Below are 17637 nucleotides of genomic sequence, written 5' to 3'. Positions count from 1 at the left end.
AATATTGATTATTTTAGCTAAAAATACTAAACTATTGATAAAAAGATATCGCTTTCAATAAACTGTTTTAGTTTATAAGAATAGGAGGACTTATGAATACGCGTCAATTGGAAAAGAAGGCTTTGGAAATCCGCAAAGATTTTCTCAAGCTCATCTATGATGGCGGAACTGGACATACTGGTTCTGACCTGTCCTGTGCCGACATATTAGTGGCACTTTATTATCAAATCATGAAGATTGATCCAAGAGCTCCCAAAGCAGATGATCGAGACCGTTATATCCAAAGTAAAGGTCACGCGGTTGAAGTGCTTTGGGCAGTTTTGGCAGACAGAGGCTTTTTTCCAAAAGAAGACCTTAAAAGATTCTCCCAATATGGCTCTAAACTGCTAGGCCATCCTAACAATAAGGTGTCTGGTGTCGAAATGAATACCGGCTCTCTGGGACATGGACTGCCTGTTTCTGTCGGCAGCGCTCTGGCGGCTAAGTTAGATGGTAAAGACTACCGTACCTTTGTACTCATGGGAGACGGTGAACAAGCAGAAGGTTCTGTCTGGGAAGGCGCAATGGCAGCAGCTCATTACAAGTTGGATAACCTTGTGGCTGTTTTGGATCGCAACCGGCTGCAGATCACCGGCTCAACCGAAGATGTCATGCATCTGGATTCCTTGCATGATAAATGGAAAGCCTTTGGCTGGCATGTTATTGACGTCGCTGATGGCAATGATATGGTTCAATTGGTTGCGGCTTTAGAGGCTGAACCTGTCAAAAACAAACCAACTATAATTATTGCCAATACCCTAAAAGGGAAAGGGGTTAAAAGAGCAGAAGGTAAGGCTAATTGGCACCATCACGTTTTGACGGATGAAGAGTACCAAGAGGCTATCGCTGATTTAAATAAAGAATTGGAGGCTTACGCAGATGTCAAATAAAATTGCAAACCGCGCTGTCATGTGCGAGGTGTTAATGAAAGCGGCAGAAGAAGATAAAGACCTCTTGGTTTTGACCAGCGATTCACGCGGCTCAGCTTCTCTTGTTAATTTTGCTAATGCTTTTCCAAATCAAATCGTGGAAACAGGGATTGCCGAGCAAAATCTTGTCGGTATTTCAGCAGGTCTAGCACTGAACGGCAAACGTCCTTTTGTTGCTTCTCCAGCTTGTTTCCTCAGCATGCGCAGCATTGAACAAATCAAGGTTGATGTGGCTTATTCCAATAAAAATGTCAAGCTGGTTGGTATCAGCGGGGGAGTCAGCTACGGCGCACTTGGGTCTAGTCACCATTCCTTACAGGATATTGCGGTGACACGTGCCATTCCCAACCTAGAGATTATTATTCCAGCTGACCGTCACGAAACCAAGGCTGTTTTTGAATATCTGGTCAAATCAGATAAACCAGCTTATATTCGCTTAGGACGCAATCCTGTTGAGGATAGTTTTACAGAAGACAATGTACATTTTGAAATTGGTAAAGCTTCTGTGATGAGGGAAGGAAAAGATGTCACCATCGCAGCTGTTGGTGAAACAGTCCGTGTGGCTCTTGATACTGCCCAGGCACTTGAAGAAGAGGGTGTTTCAGCCCGCGTTCTGAATTTTGCCAGCCTCAAGCCTTTTGATGAAGAAGCGGTCAGAAAAGCTGTCGCCCAAACCAAGGGTATTGTTTCAGTTGAAGAACACAGCGTTAATGGCGGGCTGGGTTCTGCTGTGGCAGCAGTTGTGGCACAAGAAGGTGGCTACCTTCATATAATGGGTATTCCAGATGAAACGGTTGTTACAGGAACGACTAAAGAGGTCTTTGACCACTATGGTATCTCAGTTGAAGGGATTTCAAAAGAAGTTAAAAAGCTCTTGGCTAAATAAATAGCAAGAGTCAACTAATCATTAAAAAGGACATTCAGAAAGGAAAGGTTGCCTCATGATAGGCAGTCGCGGTTATTAAATATGGATAAGATTAAACTTGGTTTTGCACCAACACGTCGTAACCTTTTCAGTGCAGATGCAGCTATCGAATATGCTAATTACACACGTGAAAAATTAGATGCTTGGGGTATCGACTACGTTGATATTAAAGATATCAATGCAGATGGCTTGATTTACGATGATGCCAGTGTTGAAGCTGCTGCTGCAAAATTTAAAGCGGAAGCTATTGACGGTCTCTTTATTGCCAATGAAAACTTCGGAACAGAATATGCGGTTGCCCGCTTGGCTAAAAAACTCCATGTGCCTGTTCTTGTTTGGGGACCTAAGGATGAAATCCCTGCTGAAGATGGCTCGCGCCTTCGTGATAGCCAATGCGGTCTCTTTGCCATTGGGAAGGTACTCCGCCGTTTCAAAGTGCCATTTACTTATGTTAAAAACTCTGACCTTGATGATCCAGCTTTTGAGCGTGGGGTCAAAGATTTTGTCAAAGTTTGCAATGTGGTCAAGACCTTTAAGAACACACGTATTTTGCAAGTTGGTCCACGTCCGTTTGACTTCTGGACAGTTATCTGCAATGAAGGCGAATTGCTGGAACGCTTCAATATCTCACTCTCACCAATTCCTTTGCGTGAGTTAGTAGATGAAATCAATCGTGTCAAAGCAGAGGAAGCCGACAAGGTTAAAACTGTTGAAGACTGGTTCCACGCAAACACTGATGTTCAAGTTACTGCAGAAGCCCTTAATATGGTTGCCGCACTCAAGGTGGCACTTGAAGACCTATGCCACAAGTACGGCTGTAATTCAGGGGTTATCCAATGCTGGACTGCCTTGCAGGAAGAAATTGGTATTTTGCCTTACGCCTCACTGTCATTACTTCAAGAAGAAGGTATCCCGTTTGTTTGTGAAACAGATGTGCACGGTGTCATTTCAGAACTCTTGATTGAAGCAGCTTCATTGGGCGAAAAACGTGCCATCTTTGCTGACGTTAACTGCCGCCACCCAGAAAATCCAAATGGAGAATTGCTTCAACACTTGGGTGTCTTTGCTTACCAAACGGCTGAAACAAAACCAATTTTGCCACCAAGCCACTTCGTCTTTGACTATCCGGGCTCTGTTGGCTTCCGTGCTAAGAAGACTGATTATACCTTCTGCCGCTTTGATGGTGATAACGGGGAATATTCACTCCTGATGGGGAATGCAAAAGGGATTGATGGTCCTTACAACCAAGGAACTTACTTCTATGTTGAATTTGATAATCTAAATCGTTTGGAATCTAAATTGGTCTATGGCCCTTATATTCACCACGTTGCTGGTGTTCAAGAAGATGTTGTACCAATTCTCTATGAAGCTTGTAAATATCTTGATGTGAAGGCTGATTTCTACGATCCAATCGAAGATGAGGTCAAAGCCTATCTAGCTGGTGATGACGCCACACATTTCCGCCCAAATCGAGGTTAAGCTTATGGTCTATGTAATTGGAATTGACCAAAGCACTCAAGGGACGAAAGTTTTGCTTTTTGATGAGTTTGGTCAGATTGTTACCAAGAAAAGTCTCTTGCACGAACAAAAAGTCACAGCTGAGGGCTGGGTGTCACATGATCCTATGGAAATCTATGCTAATGTGTTGTCGCTGGTTGACCAAGTCACGGCAAATATCAATCGGCAAGAGCTTGTGGCTCTTGGGATTACCAACCAGCGCGAAACAGCTCTGGCCTGGCATAAAGAAAGTGGTCAGCCGATTGCAGATGCCATTGTTTGGCAATGTGCGCGAGCTAAAGAAATTACAGACCAGATGAATCTTTCTCAGGCTTCTATGGTCAAACGCAAAACAGGTTTACCCCTGTCTCCTTATTTTTCAGCCGCAAAATTTGCTTGGTTACTGCAGCATTATCAAGGGGATTCTGAGCAAATTGCCTGTGGAACCATGGATGCTTGGCTAATCTATAAATTGACAGACGGTAAATCCTTTAAAACGGATGTCTCTAATGCCAGCCGTACACAGTTGATGAATCTGGAAAAGCGGACTTGGGACAGAGAACTCTGTGACCTCTTTGAGGTGCCAGTGGCCAGTCTGCCTCAAATTGAGGCCTCCGATGCTCATTTTGGGGAAACAGACTTTGATGGTTTGCTGCCTCATCCGATTCCGATTCATGCTGTCATGGGAGATTCCCATGCTGCTCTATTTGCCCATAAGGGCTTTGAAGCAGGGGATATCAAGGCAACCTACGGAACAGGATCTTCTATCATGATGAACATTGGTAGGGAGGTATCCATTATGCCTGAAAACTTAGCAGTATCAATTGGTTGGCAGTCTCAAGGCAAATGCCACTATGTTCTTGAAGGAAATATCAACTATTCAGGAGCTGTCATTACCTGGCTTAAAGACAGTCTCAATCTTTTTTCAGAGATGGCAGAACTGGACCGTCTGGTGGCGGCAGCTAATCCATTAGATAAGACTTATTTAGTACCAGCTTTTTCGGGATTAGGAGCCCCTTATTTTAGAGATGATGCTTCAGCTGCCTTTGTTGGGATGACACGTACCAGCGGTCGAGCAGAATTAGTCAAAGCTGGACTGGAGAGTATCGCTTATCAAATCAATGCAGTTCTCAGTGCCATGAAATCAGTGTCTAAACTGGAAATCAAGCGTATCAGTGTTGATGGCGGCCCAACTAAAAATGCTTATCTGATGCAATTTCAAAGTAATCTAGCCAACGCGGATGTAGATATTGCCGCTATTGAAGAAGCTTCCTGCACCGGTGTTGCTTATCTAGCAGGGATGTCCTGCGGTGCATATTCCGAAGACATTCTCAACCAGCTTAGCAGCCACCGTATTTCACCCGAAGAATCCTTCAGCCAAATTCGTCTAGACAAGCTGGCAGGCTGGGATAAGGCCGTGCAAAATCTTCTTTAAAGTTTTTATATAATACCACCACCTCAACTTAGAATTATTAAAAAGAATAAAAACTTTTTAATAAGAATTTATCATCAAAACAATAAAGTTGCTAAGTATATTGATATAAGGAGTGAGAAATACAAAAATGAAATATTTTGAGAAAACTTTAGACAATAAGGGGTCTTTGGCCAAGTTTTATTTACAAGAAGCTAGTGAGGAAATTGACCCACACCGCCTATTTCCAACGATTATTATTTGTCCGGGAGGTGCATATTTCTGGACATCTTTTAGAGAGGACGAAGCAGTCGCTTTACGTTTCTTAGCAGAAGGGTTTCATGTAGTAGTGGTACACTACGCTACAGAAGGCTTACAAAATCTAGCTTCAGATAGTTTGGAGGATTTACCAAAATCACCAGTTAGTGCTTTTCCAACACCTGTAGTTGCTTTAGCAAAGGCAGTAAGCATCCTTAAAGAAAATTCAAAAACCTACCAAGTTAATACTGATTATGTCGTAGTCGGTGGATTTTCTGCCGGCGGTAATGTAGCTGCCCAGTTAGGAGTATACTGGAATAAGAAATGGTTGCAACAATTAGTTGGCAAAGATTGTGAGTTAATTCGGCCTACTCATTTAATGCTAGCTTATACAGCTTTTGAGATTAACTCGAGTAGTGAGATTGGCGAATTCGACAAAGTCGCTTATGCAGCAACAGGGCAATTTTATCCAAGCCCAGATTTACTAGATAAGCTTAATCCTATAAAAAATATTAGTTCTCAAACGCCACCAAGTTTTGTTTGGCATACGATGGAAGATACTTTAGTTCCAGCCAGCAATGCCCTAGCTTATTGTCAGGAATTATCTAAAGTTGATGTCCCTTATGAGCTACACATTTTCAATAAAGGGAAACATGGTCTTGTCCTAGGTGACTTGCGTACTGGTGTCAAAGCCAGTAACCAGAACGCCCAAGTTTATAAGTGGGTGGATTTATTTTTGGAATGGCTTGCTCCTATCAAGACGACACGTGCAGGTTTTTACAATCCAATTAAAAATAAGTAGGTCCCATTTATCTGGGGCTTTATTTATTTTTCCGATATCGAGCTGGAGTTACTCCATATGTTTTTTTAAACAAGGCATAATAATGATTAAGATTGGAAAATCCAACCTCAAAAGAAATATCTCTAATTGATTCTTTACTATGAAGAAGAAGGGGCAAACTTGCTTCCAGTCGCTTATTCTGTAAAAGTGTTTTAAAAGTTTGACCCGTACTTTCTTTAACAAGAGTACTGAAATAACTACTATTATATCCAAAATGATGAGCACATTTTTCCAAACTTGTCTCCAGATAGTTAGTGTTAATGTATGAAAGAATTTCTAAGGCAAGCTGTTGTCTACGGGAATCGCTAGCTGTTCCGTTACTTTCTACTGAAAAAGAACGAATTAACTCTAACAAGATGAGTTGCAAAATATGGTTTTTATAGTCAGAGTCTAATAATTTTGGCTCATAAACTTCACAAAGTAATTGCTGAAAAAGTAATTTAATATTTTGGGCATTTTTACTTCGAAAAAGGATATATTGATTGTGATTTTGACTATCTGAGATAGCTTGAAAGAGGAAACTTGTCAATGCTGTTTGTTTTTGAAGATGATTAAAGAAATGTTCTTTGAAAAAACGCTGCTCAATATTAATACTAATAATAATATCGTTGTAGCCTGCGCTAGCTACTTCATGTGACGCTTGAGTGTCAATAAGAATAAGGTCCCCCTCATCTAAGATAATTTCCTTGTTATTAACATATTGGATACTTTCACCATGATAAACAAAGTTGAGCTCAATGACATCCGTTATATGGTTTGGAACAGGTGTAAAACGACTTTGTTTACGAATGTAATAATTTTTGCTACTTCCATCCTTAACCATATCTTTCAAGGAAAACTGGAAAACTTTTTTATTTCCAACAAGAATAGCGTTGTCATAACTGTTATAGTAATCATTATCATTCTCTTGATGAAAATAGCGTTGCTCACTCTCAGTAAGTTGAAAAAGTCTATTTTCAAGTTCCCAAAAATCCATAACTACTCCTAAAAAAATGATATTATTCCTGTTAAGAAATGGTATGTCTATTATATCATGAAAGCGTTATAATTGTTAATATAAATAGGATAGAAGTATTAATAATATTATAATAAAATGATATAAATAGGGGATATTTTATGCTATCGGTTGCAAAAGATAGACGACATTTTGTAAATGGTGAGAGCGAAGAATTTTATTTAGCTGATACTTGCTGGTCAGCTTTTACTAATATAAATGAGAATGATTGGGAATACTATTTAGATTATCGTAAATCACAAGGTTTTAATGTCATTCAGGTTAATATGCTACAACAATGGGATGCTAGTCAATCTCGTTTACAAATTAAACCATTTAAAGTTAATCCAGATGGCACCTTTGATTTTCATAACTATAATGAGGATTATTTTAAAAGGGCTTATCGAATGGTTAAAAGTGCTACACAAAAAGGAATGACTATTGCATTAGTTTTACTTTGGGTCAATTATCTTCCTGACACTTGGGCAAGTAAGATGCCCACTAAACAATTAGGGATTTTCCCAAAAGAGATGGTGTTATCCTATGTTGATAAAGTAATGGAACTCTATGATGAATTCCATCCAATCTATGTGATTAGCGGAGATACAGATTTTCCTAATAAAGAGGTAGTTGAAAGCTACTATAATAAAGCTTTAGATAGAGTTAAGCAAAATAATCCTGAGGCTTTAACTACACTGCATATCAGAGGACGAGAAGCAGATTTGCCTTCGGCTTTAAAGAATAATCCTAATTTAGATTTTTATATGTTTCAATCCGGCCATAATAGTGAGTTTCAAGCTATGCCTTATCAATTAGCTGAGACATTCTATAATATGACTCCCAAGCGACCACTGCTAAATTCAGAGCCTTGTTATGAAATGATGGGATATAGTCGTAAAGTATACGGCCGCTTTTCGAGAGAAGATGTTCGAAAAGCGGCATGGCAAAGTGTATTATCTGGTGCTAGCAGTGGAATAACTTATGGTGCTCATGGAATCTGGTCATGGCATGATAGCCAGTTGGAATTTGATTCTACAATTGGGGAAGCGTTTGAGACTCCTTATGATTGGCACGATGCCCTGCATTTCAAAGGAGCATGGGATTATGCTTTCTTACGAAATTTCATAGAAAAACAACAATTATTTGATATTGTTCCAGCACAGTTTTTGTTAAAAAATCCAACAGAAGAAATCCGAATTTCCCAAAATGATAACTACTTAATTCTTTATATTCCTTCCAATATCACGATCAATTTAATTGGTGATTTTAGAAGTGATGAAATAGATTATCTGGATTTAGAAAGCAATAGGAGAATGAGAACCTCCGCTAGATATGATTCAGACAACAACCAAACTCAGATTCCAATGCATCGCTTTACAAAAGATGCTTTGCTTATTATAAAAAAATAATTTAAGGAGAAAAACTATGACATACGAACAATTAGTCAAGGACATTCTTGTTGCTGTGGGTGGCAAGGAAAATATTGTACGTGCAACACACTGTGCAACAAGACTTCGTTTAGTTTTAAGCGATGAAAAAGCTGTCGATAAAAATAAGGTTGACAATCTAGATCAAGTTGCCGGCTCTGTTTTCTCAGGAGGGCAATATCAGATTATTATTGGGACTAATGTTACTGATGTGCATAAGGAATTCTTAGCAGCGATGGGGACACCGGAAGTAAATGAAGAGGTCTCAGAAGAGAAGGAAACCAACCTCTTTAATCGTTTCTTTAAGAGTTTAGTTGGTATCATGACGCCAACATTTGGCGTTATGGGAGCTGCTGGTATTATGAAAGGTTTGCTGGCACTAGCTCTTGCTTTTGGTTGGTTAAAAGAAACAGATGGCGCTTATCAAATTTGGTACTCTGTTGCCCAAGCATTCTTTTACTATTTACCAATTTGGGTGGGGTATAACGCCAGTAAGACATTTGGTGGTAGTCCTTTTATCGGTGCCATGCTTGCAGCTGGATTAGTGTATCCGGATATTGTAGCCGCTTACAATGATAAGACAACGATGACCTTCTTCGGTATCCCAATTGTCTTGGTTAATTATACCCAGTCACTATTTCCAGCTATGCTGACTTCATGGTTTGCTGCAAAATTAGAAAACTTCTTCAAAAGGATTATGCCTGAAGTTTTAAAACTTATGTTTGTACCTTTCTTTACATTAGCAATTACAGCTCCAATTATATTCTTGGTGATTGGGCCAGTTATGACATGGGTGTCTGATTCTTTGGCATCAATAGTTATGGCAATTTATAGCTTTAGTCCATTGCTCTTTGGTATCATTGGGGGAGCATTCTGGCAAGTCATCGTTGTCTTTGGTTTACACTACGCTTTCATCCCAGTTTTAATTAACAATATTACTAATTTAGGGCAAGATCCCATTAATGCAGTCTTTCAAGTTACTGTCTTTGCCCTAGCTGGTTCTGCCATTGGATATGCACTTAAGACAAAAAATCAAAAACAAAAAACTATGGGATTTTCAGTAGGTTTGACAGGTTTACTTGGTATTACAGAGCCTATTATCTATTCCATTGCATTACCAATTCGTCGACAATTCCTTTACGCTTGGGTTAGCGGTGCTATTGCAGGTCTTATTCAAGCATTTAATAGTGCGCTTATTTATAATTTCGGTAATGGTGGCGTTATGGCAATTCCTCTTTTTATCGCACCAAACGGTAATTTATCTAGCATGTATTCCTTTATCATAGCAGCAATAGTCGCTTTCTTTGGACCAATTGTTCTTAACTTGATTTTTGGTACCGGTGAAACAAAACAAAAATAAATAATCCACTCCTGCTCTAATTTGTACTTAAGAGCAGGAGTTTCCAGTTTTAAAAGGAGGACAATTATGACAGTAAGCAATCATTTATACCCATTTTTTTGGCAACATGGCGAAGAAAAAGACATTTTAGTCGACTACGTTGATAAAATCTATCAGTCAGGGATGCAGGCACTTTGTGTAGAATCGCGTCCTCATCCAGATTTTTTAGGTGAAATGTGGTGGCGAGATTTAAATATTATCTTAAAAGAATGCCAAAAACGAAATATGAAAGTTTGGATTCTGGACGACTCCCATTTCCCAACCGGCTTTGCAAATGGGAGAATTAAAGAAGATTATCCTGAATATTTAAAACAGTATCTGACAATGAGGCGTTTTGATATTGTTGGACCAATGGCAGGCGCTCGGATTGATGCCTCACAACTTAAAGGTCGCCCTTGGGAGAAGGAACAAACTGAGATTATTGATGTTATTGGTGTTTTTATGGCTGAGCGTTGTGCAAGCTATGTTCAAAATGGTGATCCTATAAAAATAGACACGATGGTTGAAATCACAGATTACTTTAGAGGTGATACTATCTATCTTGATATACCCGCCGGACACTGGAGTGTCTTTGTAATTTTTACAACGCATACTGGAGGAGAAGAAGCAACAAAAGATTATCTCAATCCGCTTGTTGCTGAAGCGACTCAGGTTTTGGTAGAAGAAGTATATGAAAAGCACTTATCGCATGTTGGTTCTTATTTCGGCAATACCATTACAGCTTTCTTTTCAGATGAACCCCGCTTCGGAAATGCCAAAGGAGCAGATTCAGGAATTGGAAAAGCAAATATGGTTCTTCCATGGCGGCCAAAATTTGAAGAAGAATTGCCTTTCGATAAATCTTACCTACCATTACTATGGGTACCTGATATAAATGAAACAGAGCGTGAAATACGTTATGCTTATATGGATCTTATAACAAGAGAATATAATCGTAACTTTGTTAATATATTGGCCAACTGGTGCTCTGAACACGGAATTTATTATTTAGGACATAATATTGAAGATAATGGCGCTCATGCACGACTCGGATATGGTACAGGGCACTTTTTTAGAGGACAAGAAGCTCAACATTTTTCAGGAATTGATGTTATTGGGGGGCAAGTTGTTCCAGGCATGAATTATCATCATGACGCTTTCCAGACAGGAGGGAGTGATGGTCAGTTTTATCATTATGCTTTAGCTAAGCTCGGATCCTCAGCAGCCGATCTGTATCCACACAAGCATGGTCGGTCTATGTGTGAAGCATTTGGTGCTTATGGTTGGAATGAGGGTCTAAAAACTATGAAGTGGATCGCTGACCATTTAATTGTTCGAGGGATTAATCACATCGTTCCACATGCTTTTAGTCCAAAAGAATTTCCTGATTGGGATTGTCCTCCTCATTTTTACGCTCAAGGTAATAATCCACAATATCGCTACATGCCCAACTTTTCTAATTACGTAAATCGATTAATGACACTCTTCAGTAACGGTCAACACAAAGCCCCAGTAGCCCTTTTCTACCCAGCAGAATTTGAATGGGTCGGTAACTACATGCCGATAGAAATACCTGCTCGCGTCTTGACTCAAACTCAAATTGACTTTGACATTGTTAGTAACGATTTATTGAAATCAGCGCATTTAAAAAATAATAAATTATTGATAAATCAGCACGAGTTTGACGTCTTGGTTGTACCCTATGCGCAATATATCCCTAATGATGTGATGGCTACTTTCAACAAACTCCTTCTTTCGGGCATAAAGATTGTTCTTATTGATAGTCTTCCCCAAAATTACAGCAATTTTGCCATGTCTCCAAATGTTTGCTCACTTGACGAATTGCCGATATCACTAGCAGACAGTGCTGAGATCTATTTAGAAGAACCTTGCTCTGATCTAGTTTATTATCATTATCAAAAGGATGGTAAAGACTTTTGGATGTTTTTCAATGAAAATACCTCAAAAACAGTAGATGTGACAATTCATTTTAAGTTGTATGCAGAGGTGATAGTTGCTTACGATGCTTATGATAATAACTATTTTAGGGTAGAAAATAATCACTTAACCTTGGAACCTTATCAAACAATAGTTTGGATTTTCAACGATGAGCACATAGCTAAGAAAAGTAATTTTAAAGTAGATCAACGAAGTATTATCACAAATAAATGGGAAGTAGAGTTTGCAGATCCTATCAGTTATCCTAATTTTATACCAGTTACTAAATTAACCAAATTAACGCCACTTAATCAGATAAAGGGATATGATAGGAAAAGTGGAACTGTCGCCTATACAACTAGAATAAACTTAGATGATAGCCATAACATAAAAGCAATAGACTTAGGAGGGGCTTACGAAATTGCTGAAGTTTTTGTAAACGGTAAAACAGCAGGAGTTAAAATTGCTCCTCCATATTACTTTGATGTTGCTAGACTTTTGTATAGTGGGGAAAATGAGTTACGTATTGAAGTGACTAATACTTTGGGGACAGAGTTCAGAGGGGGGCTTAATCAATATCTGCTTATAGAACCATGTGGAATAACAACCCCAATAACTTTAATTAAATAGTAATAATCAAATCTATCGTCTCATACTCATAACACATAAGCCATTCTCTTATAAAATAATGATAGCTCATAAAATTTCTCCAGATAAAGTATATTGGTCAAATCTATTTTATTGGAAATTTTGTGAGTTTTATATTGTACTTATACTGTAAATTTTAGACACTCAAAAAGCTCTATAATATCCAGAGTGTGTATTTATCCACTGCAGATGATATTACAGAGCTCAAATATTGTAGGTACAACGTCATCGTGTATACGCATGTTTTTTTCTGTGAGGGAGGACAAAGCCATCGTGAAAGTTCGTCCTGCCCTCTGGAAATCTATCTATTTTGATTCTTTTGCCAAGATATCAAGAGTTTCCAGAAGATTTTCAGCATGGACTTCGATCGTATCTCCGGTTGCTTTTATTTTAACTTCGACTACACCTTCAGCAGCCTTTTTACCGACAGTCACACGGATTGGCAGACCTATGAGATCACTATCTGAGAATTTAGAACCGACGCGCTCATTACGATCATCTGTTAAAACTTCGTAACCTGCCGTGGTCAATTGACGCTCGATTGCCTGAGTCAGATTTTGGGCGTCATCATCTTTAGTATTGACGGTAATGAGATGGACATCAAATGGTGCCAACTCTTTAGGGAAGTTAATTCCCCAAGCAAAGCGATAGGCTCCTTTTGGAGTCTTATTGATAAAAAGACGCGCATGCTGTTCAATCACAGCCGACAGAATACGACTGACTCCTATGCCGTAGCTGCCCATGATTATCGGAACGGAGCGGCCATTCTCATCCAGGATATTAGCCCCCATGCTTTCTGAATAACGTATCCCAAGTTTAAAGATATGTCCAATTTCTATACCTCGGGCAAATTGAAGCTTACCTTGTCCGTCAGGAGAGACCTCCCCTTCTTGAACCTCACGAATATCAACATACTCACTTGGGGTAAAGTCACGCCCAGGGTTAACACCAACCAAGTGATAACCATCTTGGTTAGCGCCAGCGACAGCATTAGCTAGACCTTCCACCTTACGGTCAGCAATAATGGTAACTTCTTCTGGTAAGCCAACAGGTCCTAAAGAGCCAAAGCTAGCACCAAAAAGCTTTTGTGCTTCTTCCTCACTAGCTGCTTCTAAGAAGGCAGCTCTCAGATGATTCTTAAGTTTGACATCATTGACCTGATCGTTGCCGACTAAAAGGGCGACAACCGGTTTCTCATCGGCTATGAAAAGCAAGGTCTTAATCGTTTGCTTCTCCTCCACTTGCAGGAAGGCAGCTACTTCATCAATTGTCTTACAGTTTGGCGTCTCAACCTTACGCATCTCCTCTTGAGCCACTACAGCTGTACTAGGCTTGTACTGGCTGGTAGCCATCTCTAAGTTCGCTGCATAGGCAGACTCGCTCGAGTAAACAATCGTATCCTCACCGGACACTAGCCATTTGTTGAGTTCCTCCTTAATTTCTGCTAGAACATCCTCTGGAATTTCTTCAATAGAGCTGATGGATTTATCCAGAACCAACCAGTGGCTAAGGTCAGTACGGTCTGGTGTTACAGCCATGAATTCCTGACTATCTTTTCCTCCCATAGCACCACCATCACCGATAATTCCTTTGAAATCAAGCCCTGCACGCTTAAATATAGCTTCGTAGGCCTTGCGATAATCTTCATAGGTCCTATCTAAACTATCATAGTCGGCATGAAAGCTATAGCCGTCTTTCATAATAAATTCGCGAGTGCGCAGGAGCCCATTGCGAGGACGTTTTTCATCACGATATTTTGGCTGAATCTGGTAGAGATTCATGGGCAGCTGTTTGTAGGATTTAATAGTATCACGCACAACGGATGTGAAGGTTTCCTCATGGGTCGGTCCCAAGATAAAATCTGCTTGGTCACGGTTTTTCAGCTTATAAAGATCCTCCCCATACGTTTCATAACGGCCTGATTCCCGCCAAAGATCAGCAGTCAGGAGGGCCGGAGCCAGCATTTCTACAGCACCAATCTTATCAAATTCCTGACGCATAATGCCCTTGAATTTTTCTATCACACGATTGGCCAAGGGAAGATAAGAATAGACACCTGATGTTACCTGACGAACATAGCCAGCACGCACCATCAAAGCGTGGCTGATGACTTGAGCATCACTGGGCATTTCACGCAGGGTTGGAATCAGCATTTGAGATTGTTTCATGGTTAATTGTTCGGCCTCAGTAAGTCAGCGGCTGAGGCCTTCCTTTCACATATAATTTTTTTATTTAGATCAAGACGCATTTTCTTAGAAGAAGGCCCGCATAATATCATTCCAGGTTACAGCAATCATAAGTACAAGCATAATTGCCACACCTACTAAGGTGATATAGGTTTCAGTTTCCTGTTTCAAAGGTTTGCGGCGCAAAGCCTCAATGATATTGATAAGAATCTTACCACCATCCAAGGCAGGAATCGGAAAGAGGTTGACAACACCCAAATTCATGGATAACATCCCCATTAGGTAGAAGACAGTGACAAATCCTGACTGAGCGGCCTGACCGACAGCCTGATACATAGCTACTGGGCCACCTAACTTATTGAGGCTAAAATGAAGAACGAGATTACCGAGGGCTTTGATAAGAGCCGTCATAGCTAATAGAGCCTGTTGGAAGCCGCCTGTCAGCTTATCCCAAAACCCTGTTTTCAAAGATTGTTGTACGCCAATCAGATAGCTATCGCCGACCTTTTTGGGTTTAACCTTGATGGTTTTAGTCTGATTATCACGATTCTGAATCTTTAGAGTAATCTTACTATCTTTTTTGAAATGCTTAGTAGAAGCTGTTACAGCCTTTGTTAGATCATCCCAGTTATCAACCTTACGACCAGCAATCTCTAGCACCTTATCACCGCTTTTAATACCAGCCTGCTGGGCAGCGCCGCCATCAGCCACACGGACTGTATTGGTATCGGGGTTGGGTACACCGCCTTGGATAAAAGCCAGCAGAATAAAGACAATTGTCCCTAAAATAAAGTTGTTCATGGGACCTGCAAAATTTGTTATCATTCGCCCCCAGACACTGGCATTTTGATACTGCACATCTAGAGGAGCAATCCGTAATTCCGTGCCGTCTTCTTCGACAATCGTCGCATCGTGATCAACTGAGTAAGTTTGGGACTCATCTAATGTAAGTCCTGTGATTGTCAGTTTATCTTCTAAATCATAACTAGTCACATTCATAGGCAGACTGTTATTATCCAACTGCTTATCTGACAGGTTGATACGGGTAACCTTCCCCCGCTCGTTTAGGCTCAGACTAACTGGTGTGCCAGTCTTAATCTCAGTTGCATCATCCCCCCAGCCAGCCATGCGGACATAGCCGCCTAAAGGAAGCATTCGGACGGTATAGACAGTGCCATCCTCACCCGTGTGGGCAAAAATTTTCGGTCCCATACCAACGGCGAATTCTCGTACTAAAATACCCGATTTCTTAGCAAAATAGAAGTGCCCAAATTCATGAACAACAACGATAATTCCAAAAACTATGATGAAGACAATAATATTTAGCAGCATTTCATACCCTCATATTAAAACAAAAAGTGTTTCCCATATTGAGCATACAGAAAACAGGTCTAAAAGACAGCGGCAGATTGATTATTCCACCCTATTAGGGTAAAGCAGACAACCTAGATCAGGACGATTGCCTGTACTCAAAAAGCCCAAAGAGAAGCAAATGTAAGCAAAACAACAAAACCAGAGCTGTATAAAACACAGCAGATTAGAATATAGGATACTCATTTGCTTTTTCAAGGAGGCATTAGAATAATCCAAAGAAGTGCATGATTGGAAAAACAAAAATCATACTATCAAACCGGTCTAAAATACCACCGTGTCCAGGTATTAATTTCCCAGAGTCTTTCACACCAAAGTGACGTTTAATAGCACTTTCGACTAAATCTCCAAACTGAGCAAAGATACTAAACACAACAACCAGAATCATGGTCACAAGGAAAGATCTTGGGCTGTAAATAGACTTGTCAGTCAGCATAAAAATCAAAGAAACAATTAAAGCTGACAGGATTCCGCCCAGACTTCCCTCAATGGTTTTATTTGGAGAAATCTTAGGCATAAGCTTGTTTTGACCGAATTGGCGGCCAATCATATAGGCACCGATGTCCGTTGCCCAAACAATAAAGATGGCAAAGAGTACCTTAGTGACACTGTCAAGACGAGCCGTAATTAAATTTTGAAATCCAAAACCAATGTAGACAGCTGAAGCAATTGGAAAGACAGCATCATCAAATGAATAGGCATCACTATTAAGAACAGTACCCGCTAAAATCATAAAGCTGATAAGGCCAAAGCAGGTCCAACTGGCGTCCAAGGGCAGAAAAAGCAAATAATTCCCAATCGGTACAGTCAGGACGAAAGCTGCCAGCATAGCCAAGACCCCCTCAAAAGAAAAGATTTCTAATCTCTTCATCTTGAAGAGCTCTGACATGGCTATCATGGCTAAAAATCCGACAAATAGCTGAAATGGGAGGTTCCCGATAGCCAGAAAGGCTAGAAAAATAGCTCCAGCAATCCCTCCGTAAATCACACGTTCACGCATACTTAACTCCTCTATAGACCGCCGAAACGCCTTTTACGGCGGTTAAATTCTGCAATAGCCAAAACCAGTTGTTCCTCATCAAAGTCAGGCCAAAGCACACTGGGGAAATAAAACTCACTGTAGGCTGCCTGCCAGATTAGAAAATTACTCAGGCGTAATTCACCACTCGTCCGAATAATTAAATCGGGATCCCGATAGAGAAAGGGCAGACTATTGGTCATCAAGTGACGAGATATCAGGTCTTCATTGATATCATCAAGAGTCAGTTTATTTTCCGACACTTTTTGAGAAATAGCTTTGACAGCCCCAGCGATATCAGCACGTCCCCCATAGTTAAGGGCAAAATTCAAGATTAGGCCTGAGTTATGCTGTGTTTTCTCAACAGCCCTCTGCATAGCATCAGATGTAGCCACTGGGAGCTTGCTCGTATCGCCAATAACCTGGATGCGGACATTATTAGCATGAAGCTCTGGAACATAAGTGTCGAAAAATTCAACTGGCAGGTTCATAATGAAATTGACCTCATCATCCGGACGGGACCAGTTTTCTGTTGAAAAGGCATAGACCGTTAAGACCTTGACACCTAAGTCCGAGGCCTTAACAGTCACCTTTTGCAGGGCATCCATGCCAGCCTTGTGCCCCATAACGCGCGGCTGCAGGCGTTTCTTGGCCCAACGGCCATTTCCATCCATGACAATTCCAATATGCTTGGGGATCTTTTCAAGGCTTGCTGCCTCTTCTTTTTTCTTAAATTTAAATATAGCCATACTCCTTAGAATTTTACCATAAATTAAG

General features: G+C 40.3%; 13 protein-coding genes. 8 read left to right on the top strand and 5 right to left on the bottom strand.

Annotation, left to right across the window (positions count from 1 at the left end):
• Positions 1 to 92 precede the first annotated feature (92 nt).
• The 5 genes from AC4HAL_RS02045 (at position 93) to AC4HAL_RS02025 (ending at position 5861) form a co-directional block, all read left to right on the top strand.
• A complete protein-coding gene (locus AC4HAL_RS02045) occupies positions 93 to 929 on the top strand; it encodes a transketolase (RefSeq protein ID WP_491092759.1) in 837 nt (278 codons plus the stop codon).
• Positions 919 to 1854, top strand: coding sequence for a transketolase family protein (locus tag AC4HAL_RS02040; protein ID WP_491092758.1), 936 nt, complete (start codon positions 919 to 921; stop codon positions 1852 to 1854). The genes AC4HAL_RS02045 and AC4HAL_RS02040 overlap by 11 nt, the downstream gene beginning before the upstream one ends.
• Positions 1855 to 1935: 81 nt before the next feature.
• The gene (locus tag AC4HAL_RS02035; protein ID WP_491092757.1) at positions 1936 to 3372 is read left to right on the top strand and encodes an L-fucose/L-arabinose isomerase family protein; all 1437 of its coding nucleotides are present in this window, start codon (positions 1936 to 1938) and stop codon (positions 3370 to 3372) included.
• A 4-nt stretch (positions 3373 to 3376) separates the two neighbouring features.
• A complete protein-coding gene (locus AC4HAL_RS02030) occupies positions 3377 to 4825 on the top strand; it encodes an FGGY-family carbohydrate kinase (RefSeq protein ID WP_491092756.1) in 1449 nt (482 codons plus the stop codon).
• A 127-nt stretch (positions 4826 to 4952) separates the two neighbouring features.
• Entirely contained in the window at positions 4953 to 5861 is a 909-nt protein-coding gene (locus AC4HAL_RS02025; protein ID WP_491092755.1) for an alpha/beta hydrolase, read from the top strand.
• Positions 5862 to 5880: 19 nt separating this feature from the next.
• Here the strand turns inward: AC4HAL_RS02025 and AC4HAL_RS02020 are convergent, their stop codons facing one another.
• Positions 5881 to 6876, bottom strand: coding sequence for an AraC family transcriptional regulator (locus AC4HAL_RS02020; protein WP_491092753.1), 996 nt, complete (start codon positions 6874 to 6876; stop codon positions 5881 to 5883).
• 140 nt (positions 6877 to 7016) lie between these two features.
• On the opposite strand from AC4HAL_RS02020, the gene AC4HAL_RS02015 reads away from it, so the two are divergent.
• From AC4HAL_RS02015 to AC4HAL_RS02005, 3 genes are all read left to right on the top strand, one after another.
• Positions 7017 to 8303, top strand: coding sequence for a glycoside hydrolase family 140 protein (locus AC4HAL_RS02015; RefSeq protein WP_491092751.1), 1287 nt, complete (start codon positions 7017 to 7019; stop codon positions 8301 to 8303).
• Between the two features lie 16 nt (positions 8304 to 8319).
• Positions 8320 to 9681 (top strand): PTS transporter subunit EIIC, encoded by a 1362-nt coding sequence (locus tag AC4HAL_RS02010; RefSeq protein ID WP_491092750.1) that lies wholly within the window; start codon positions 8320 to 8322, stop codon positions 9679 to 9681.
• Positions 9682 to 9747: 66 nt separating this feature from the next.
• Complete coding sequence (locus AC4HAL_RS02005) at positions 9748 to 12267, top strand: glycosylhydrolase-like jelly roll fold domain-containing protein (protein ID WP_491092748.1); 2520 nt, start codon at positions 9748 to 9750, stop codon at positions 12265 to 12267.
• Between the two features lie 323 nt (positions 12268 to 12590).
• Here AC4HAL_RS02005 and AC4HAL_RS02000 read toward each other — a convergent pair whose 3' ends face one another.
• From AC4HAL_RS02000 to uppS, 4 genes are all read right to left on the bottom strand, one after another.
• Complete coding sequence (locus AC4HAL_RS02000) at positions 12591 to 14453, bottom strand: proline--tRNA ligase (RefSeq protein WP_491092746.1); 1863 nt, start codon at positions 14451 to 14453, stop codon at positions 12591 to 12593.
• 84 nt (positions 14454 to 14537) lie between these two features.
• Positions 14538 to 15803, bottom strand: coding sequence for an RIP metalloprotease RseP (gene rseP, locus AC4HAL_RS01995; RefSeq protein WP_491092744.1), 1266 nt, complete (start codon positions 15801 to 15803; stop codon positions 14538 to 14540).
• Between the two features lie 244 nt (positions 15804 to 16047).
• Positions 16048 to 16842 (bottom strand): phosphatidate cytidylyltransferase, encoded by a 795-nt coding sequence (locus tag AC4HAL_RS01990; RefSeq protein WP_491092743.1) that lies wholly within the window; start codon positions 16840 to 16842, stop codon positions 16048 to 16050.
• A gap of 11 nt (positions 16843 to 16853) precedes the next feature.
• Positions 16854 to 17609 carry an undecaprenyl pyrophosphate synthase gene (gene uppS, locus AC4HAL_RS01985; RefSeq protein ID WP_491092742.1) on the bottom strand — a complete coding sequence of 252 codons (756 nt, stop codon included), beginning with the start codon at positions 17607 to 17609 and terminating at the stop codon, positions 16854 to 16856.
• Positions 17610 to 17637 lie beyond the last annotated feature (28 nt).

This window comes from Streptococcus sp. ELY_125, assembly GCF_058314535.1.
Note: the sequence above shows the minus strand (reverse complement) of the source record. Positions and strands in the feature narration are given on the sequence as shown.